The following is a 6,303-nucleotide window of genomic DNA, read 5'->3' as shown; positions in this document are numbered from 1 at the left end:
GACCTTGTAACGTACAGCAACGACGCAAAGACCCTCTTGGAAGATTTACAGAGCCGGAATGAGCGAATGTTCCTTCTGACCTTCCTTGTGGTAAACATGGCCCCGACCCGCCGGGAGCTGGACAATGACCTGTTCACGGTGTCGGGTATCGTCCAGAAATACAACTGCACCTTGAAGCGGCTGGACTTCCAGCAGGAGGACGGTTTTCTTTCCAGCCTTCCGCTGGGTCATAACGGCATTGAGATCAAGCGTGGCATGACGACCAGCTCCACGGCCATTTTCGTTCCCTTTATGACGCAGGAGCTCCGCATGGATGGCGAAGCCGTCTATTACGGGCTCAACGCACTTTCCCATAACGTCATCATGGCAAACCGGAAAAAGCTCAAAAATCCCAACGGCCTGTTCCTCGGCGTGCCGGGCTCCGGCAAATCCTTTGCCGCAAAGCGGGAGCTTGTGAACGTGTTCCTTGCCACCCGTGACCGGATCATTGTGGTGGACCCGATGGGCGAATACTCGCCCCTTATCAAGCGGCTGGGCGGACAGGTCATCGAGATCGCCCCGGACAGCCCCCACCACATCAACCCGATGGACATTGACCTGAGCTTTGACGAGGAAAACCCGATGGCGCTGAAAGCCGACTTTATCCTGTCGCTAATGGAGCTGATCGTCGGCGGCAAGGATGGCTTGCAGCCGGTGGAGCGGACCGTCATTGACCGCTGTGTACGCCAGATGTACCGGGAACATTTGCAGGACCCGGAAACAAGCAAAATGCCGACCCTCCAAACCCTGTATGACCTGCTCTGTTCCCAGCCGGAGGGCGAGGCGGTACGGCTGGCAACTGCCCTTGAAATCTATGTGTCGGGTTCCCTTAACGTGTTCAACCATGAAACCAATGTGGACCTGAACCGCCGTCTGGTATGCCTTGACTTAAAAAAGCTGGGGGCCGGGCTTCGGACGATTGCCATGCTCATTATGCAGGACTTGGTAAACTCGCAGGTGTCCATGAATTTCCTGCGCGGTATCGCTACATGGTGCTACTTCGACGAATTTCATGTGCTGCTCCGTGACCGTCTGACGGCAAGCTATTGTGTGGCGATCTGGAAAATGCTGCGAAAAAAAGGGTGCGTTCCGAGTGCTTTAACGCAGAATGTAAAGGATTTTCTGGCAAGCCCGGAGATCGAGAACATCTTTGAAAACTCGGACTTCCTTGTGCTGCTCTCGCAGGCACAGGGGGACCGGCAGATTTTAGCCAAACAGCTTGGGATCAGCCCCCACCAGCTTTCCTATGTGACCCATACCAATTCCGGCGAAGGGCTGCTGTTCTTCGGGAATACCACCATCCCATTTGTTGACCGCTTCCCGCAGAATACCGAGCTGTACGCCATTATGACCACCCGCCCGGAGGACAAAAAACAGGAAATGAACCGGGCGTAACACACTTCGGGCCATGCTGGCCCGAGGTTCGGAAAGGAGGGATACGCCATCGGAAAGAAACCGGATAAACGGAATTTTCAAAAGCCGGGGCCGACGGAGGATACCGGGGACAATCGCCCCGGACCGGCAGAACGGGAAGGACCTTCCCCCGCACCGTCCCGACGTCTGCGGTTTGAGGACGAGGATGCCGGGCAGGACAGTCCTTCGGGCCATGATGGCCCGAAGTCCAAAAGCGGCAAGTTTCAAGAGGACAGCCGCAAAAGCCGTCCCTCTGACCGCATGAGGCAGGAGGATGAAGCGAGCAGGCCGCAGGATACCGGCAGGGCACAGGAGCCGGAGGGCTCCGCCGAGAAGGCCGGGAGTAAAAAGGACAAGTACCAGAAGGCGCAGGCCAAAGCGGAGCGCGCCGGGGAAAAGCTGGGAAAGGCCCGGGAGAAGCTGGATAAGGTCGAGGCGAAACGGGCGGCGCAGAAGCCGCCGGGGCTTGCGAAGAAAGCTGTCCGGGGAGCCCGTACAGAAGCATGGTTCTATGTCCACAACAAGATCCACGAAGTTGAGCATGAAAATGTGGGTGTGGAAGGAGCCCATAAGTCGGAACTTGTGGCCGAGGCCGGAGCCCGGAAACTGACCCGGTATGCCAAACGCCGCTGGCGGGAGCACCCGGCCCGGAAGGTGGCAAAATGGGAACGGAAGGACATAAAAGCCCGGGCCAATATGGATTTTCAGAAGATGGCCTCCGAGCACCCGGAGCTTGCCAGCAATCCGCTTTCCCGTGTGCAGCAGAAATGGAAACTGAAACGCCGGTATTCCAAAGAAGCAAAGGCGGCTGCAAAACAGGGCGCAAAGACCGCAAAGAAAACCGCTGCCGCTTCGGGAACTGCGACCCGTCGGGCGGCGCAGTTTGTGACCCGTCATCCCGTGGCGGTGCTGGTCCTGCTCCTGCTGTTGCTGCTCTGTTTTCTTGTGTCGGCGGTAAGTTCCATTTTCCCCACGCTTGGCAGCGGCCTTGCCAATGCGTTATCCGGCACCTCCTACGCCTCGGAGGATACGGACCTGCTGGGCGTGGACGAGGACTACACGGCACTGGAAAACGAGCTGGCGCAGACGGTAGCGAACATCGAAAGCACCCATCCCGGCTATGACGAGTACCGCTATTCCGTGGACGAGATCGGCCATAACCCCTATGAGCTGGCGTCCTATCTCTCGGCAAAGTACCATGTGTATTTCCGTGAACAGGTGCAGGACGAGCTGCGGGAGATTTTCGAGGCACAGTATGAACTGACCTTGACGGAGGAAGTTGAGATACGCTACCGCACCGAAACCAGCACCGACCCGGAGACCGGGGAAACCACCACCGAGGAAGTCCCCTATGAGTATTACATTCTCAATGTGACCCTCACAAACAAGACGCTGCCCGCCGTGATCCTGCCGAGGCTTAACGAACAGCAGCGGGAAATCTACACCGTTATGCAGCAGCTCAAAGGCAACAAACCCTATCTGTGGGAAGGGATTTACAACGGCGGCGAAGATACCGGCCCCAGCTATGAGATACCCGGCGAGGCGCTGGATGACCCGGCTTTTGCGGCGCTCATGAAAGAAGCCACAAAGTACATCGGCTGGCCCTATGTGTGGGGCGGCTCCAGCCCGTCCACCTCCTTTGACTGTTCGGGTTTCGTCTGTTGGGTGTACACGGCCAGCGGCGTCCACAACCTGCCCCGTACCACGGCGCAGGGCATTTATAATCAGTGTGCTATCATTTCCCCCTCCGAGGCAAAGCCCGGCGACATTATCTTTTTCACGGGAACCTATGACAGCCCCGGCCCTGTATCCCATGTGGGGATTTATGTGGGCGACGGGATGATGCTCCATTGTGGTTCGCCCATCCAATACGCAAACATCAATTCAAGCTACTGGCAGACACATTTCTATGCCTTCGGGCGTTTGTGAGCCAGAGGAAAGGAGTCCTTGCATGAACAAGATCGACAAGCTCGATAAGGAACTGGAAAAAGCCCGGGAGAAGGCTGCCGAGTGGCAGGCTAAAATCCGGGAGCTGGAAAAGCAGAAACAGGAGGAAGAAAACAGCCAGATCGTGCAGGCGGTGCGCTCCCTCAAACTGACACCCGCCCAGCTGATGGCTTTTCTGAATGACCCCAAAAACAGCCTTACCGCTTCGGGCCATACTGACCCGAAGCCGGAGGCACCCGAAAAGGAGGACACGGCCCATGAAGAAAACTAAATTTCGCAGGCTGGCGGCGATGGCTGCCAGCCTTTTGTGTTGCCTGATCTTTACAGTCCCGGCTTATGCACAGAGCAGCGAGCCGCAGCCGGAGACAGCTCCCTCCCCGGCAGAAACCGAAGCAGAGCCGGAAACCCAGAACCCCTTTACCCCGGACGGGACGGGAACCGTGGTGGACAACGCCACCGACGAGGATGGAAAGGAGTTCTACACCATCACCACCGCAGACGAGAGCGTGTTTTATCTGGTGATCGACAAACAGAAAACCAGCGAGAACGTCTATTTCCTCAATACCGTTACCACAGACGACCTTCTGCCTCTTGCCGAACAGGGTAAGGAACCGCCCAAAGAAGTGACCCCGGAGCCAGAGCCAAAGCCCACCGAACCTGTGGAGGAAGTACCGGAACCCGAGCCGGAGAAAAAGGACAGCCCCCTTCTCTCTCTGCTCCTGATCGGTGCGGTGGTGCTGGCCGGCGGTGGGATTGGTTACTATTTCAAGATTTACAAGCCGAAGCATGAGGCCCCGGATTTGGAAGATGATTACTGCGAATATGAGGACGGGGAGCTGGAGGAGATCGCAGAGGAACCCGAGGACGAAGATACCCCGCCGTGGGAGGAAGATACGGAGGAATGAGAATGAATTTTACAAGCAGCCCTTTTGAACGAATGATGAAGGAAGTACCGCACCCCGGCTGGAACAATGACGACCCTTGTAAGGGATGCCGTTATTACAAGGAGTGCAAAGGAAAGAAAAAACAGTGCCGGAAGAAGTTCCGGGCGCTGATCGTGGAGTCCCGCCCTTCGGGCCATCGTGGCCCGAAGTCTTAAATGGACGCCCGGGAGCTGACCCGTGACGAGAAGAAGAAAATCCGTTCTCTTGTCACGGGGATGTGCGCCAACTATGACCGGGAAAGCGGCCTGTGCCTTCCTCTTGACTGTGCCTGCTATATGCTGCACAAGTGCTGGACAGGGGCGTACTGCCGTTATTTTCGTGAGGCTGTCCTGCCTCTTAACCCGGAGCTTCAAGCGTCGTTGACAACGGAAGGCATCTCCCCGGAGCTGCGAGCCTGTGCGGTCTGCGGAAAGGCGTTTTTGCCCGAGGGGCGTCAAGCCTACTGTTCCGACGCCTGCAAGGCCGAAGGGAACCGCCGAAAAAGCCGGGAACGCATGAGGAAAATGCGGGAGAAAAGGCCGGGCGGCTGTTACGATTTGCCGCCTCCAAAGGCTTGACATTCCGGGCTTTTTTGAGGGTGTTTCCGGGGTGGGAATATCTTATTACATTTCTCCCCGGTCTGCCCTCTTATTTCGTAACATCCAGCACTTCGGGTCATGTTAGCCCGAGGCACAGAAAGGAGGTATCTCTTGGAGACAGTACAAGGATATGTGATTTTGAAAGCTGCCACCTTTGAAACCGGACACGGCTTTGCGCTGGGGCATAATCCGGGAGCGCCGAGCTCCTTTGTGACCTGGCAGTTTACCGAGGGGGAAAACGGCCATCGGGATTACTACTGGGGCCGCTATGGAACCAGTCAGGCGTGGGCGCAGAGGGACTTTGACCGCCGAGTGGACGACTATCAGCAGCTTTACCATGCGGCGGTCAAGCATACCGAGCTGGGACCGGAGGGTGTTTACCGCTATTATTCCACCCAGCGGCCCGTGGACATAGGAACTTACCCGAAGCCGCCGGATAACCAGCCTCTTTCCATCGTCAACTACGATGACGACAGGCGGCGTCCTGTGGCAGACGGCAGGCTGATGGCATGGGGCGAACTGACCTACGCAAAGCCGCTGACCGAAAAGCAGATGGAGGATTATGAACTGAAACCAGCACCGGGCAATCTTGACCGGGTGCGCCCATCCATTACTGCCCGGCTCAAAGACGGAACCAGAGGGCAGGAACCCCCGAAGGAGCCCGGCCAGAGGCGGAGCCATAAAAACCATGAGGAACGATAAAGGAGGATCGCCATGCACGAAAAAGACAACTATCTGAAAACCGCCGAGCTCTCCACAGAGCAGAACTGCAACATGATCGACGGCGTACCCAACAACACGCCTATCCCACCCACGCCCCCGGAGCTGGACGCAAAACCGCTTGATAAGGTAAAGGAGCCCAAAGAGCGCCGGAAAGGCCGGGAGCTGGAACGCTGATGGAGAACCGCAAGCGGAATGTCCATCTGCACGTCATGGTAACGCCGGACGAGCTGGCAGCCATCCATGAACGGATGGCTGAGGCGGGCATTTCCAACGCCGGGGCTTATATACGGAAAATGGCTCTGAACGGGTATATCCTGCACGTTGACCTTGCGCCCATAAAAGAATTGATCTCTCTGCAAAGACGCTGTTCCAACAATCTCAATCAGGTCGCCGTACACGCGCATACCTACGGCGTGTACCCGGAGGAAATCGACGGATTGAAGCGGGACTATGAAAAGCTGTGGGGCGAGGTGTCAAAGGTGCTGCGGGAGCTTTCCGAGCTGGTGGCAAAGTAAGACGAGGGCGGCAGGCTTCCGTTGCGGGGCTTGCCGCCCTGCTCTTTTTTTACCACTTCGGGCCAGTATGACCCAAAAGTTTGGGACAGGATTTACTAATCTTTCGCAACATTTATGTCCCCGGGCAAGCATGATAAAATAGAG

At 56.8% G+C, this 6,303-nt stretch carries 9 protein-coding genes; all 9 read left to right on the top strand.

Features of this window, described 5'->3' with window-relative positions; translation table 11 throughout:
• Positions 1-1,434 (top strand): VirB4-like conjugal transfer ATPase, CD1110 family (locus PG722_RS14335; protein ID WP_270580856.1); only part of this gene is annotated, 1,434 nt, incomplete at its 5' end.
• Positions 1,435-1,713: 279 nt separating this feature from the next.
• Entirely contained in the window at positions 1,714-3,381 is a 1,668-nt protein-coding gene (locus PG722_RS14330; protein WP_270580831.1) for a C40 family peptidase, read from the top strand.
• A 22-nt stretch (positions 3,382-3,403) separates the two neighbouring features.
• Entirely contained in the window at positions 3,404-3,670 is a 267-nt protein-coding gene (locus PG722_RS14325; protein WP_005927622.1) for a DUF4315 family protein, read from the top strand.
• A complete protein-coding gene (locus PG722_RS14320) occupies positions 3,657-4,304 on the top strand; it encodes a DUF4366 domain-containing protein (protein WP_117567872.1) in 648 nt (215 codons plus the stop codon). Before PG722_RS14325 ends, PG722_RS14320 begins: the two co-directional genes overlap by 14 nt.
• Before the next feature lie 2 nt (positions 4,305-4,306).
• Positions 4,307-4,498, top strand: coding sequence for a hypothetical protein (locus PG722_RS14315; RefSeq protein ID WP_330606046.1), 192 nt, complete (start codon positions 4,307-4,309; stop codon positions 4,496-4,498).
• Entirely contained in the window at positions 4,499-4,900 is a 402-nt protein-coding gene (locus PG722_RS14310) for a cysteine-rich VLP protein (protein ID WP_012741674.1), read from the top strand.
• Between the two features lie 99 nt (positions 4,901-4,999).
• Complete coding sequence (locus tag PG722_RS14305; protein ID WP_330674715.1) at positions 5,000-5,623, top strand: hypothetical protein; 624 nt, start codon at positions 5,000-5,002, stop codon at positions 5,621-5,623.
• Positions 5,624-5,635: 12 nt separating this feature from the next.
• A complete protein-coding gene (locus tag PG722_RS14300) occupies positions 5,636-5,818 on the top strand; it encodes a DUF4316 domain-containing protein (protein WP_003500078.1) in 183 nt (60 codons plus the stop codon).
• Positions 5,818-6,159, top strand: a complete 342-nt coding sequence (locus tag PG722_RS14295) for a plasmid mobilization protein (RefSeq protein ID WP_118280949.1) — start codon at positions 5,818-5,820, stop codon at positions 6,157-6,159. The genes PG722_RS14300 and PG722_RS14295 overlap by 1 nt, the downstream gene beginning before the upstream one ends.
• Positions 6,160-6,303 lie beyond the last annotated feature (144 nt).

It is taken from the genome of Butyricicoccus sp. OF27-2pH9A, from assembly GCF_027693185.1.
Lineage (GTDB): Bacteria > Bacillota > Clostridia > Oscillospirales > Butyricicoccaceae > Agathobaculum > Agathobaculum butyriciproducens.
Note: the sequence above shows the minus strand (reverse complement) of the source record. Positions and strands in the feature narration are given on the sequence as shown.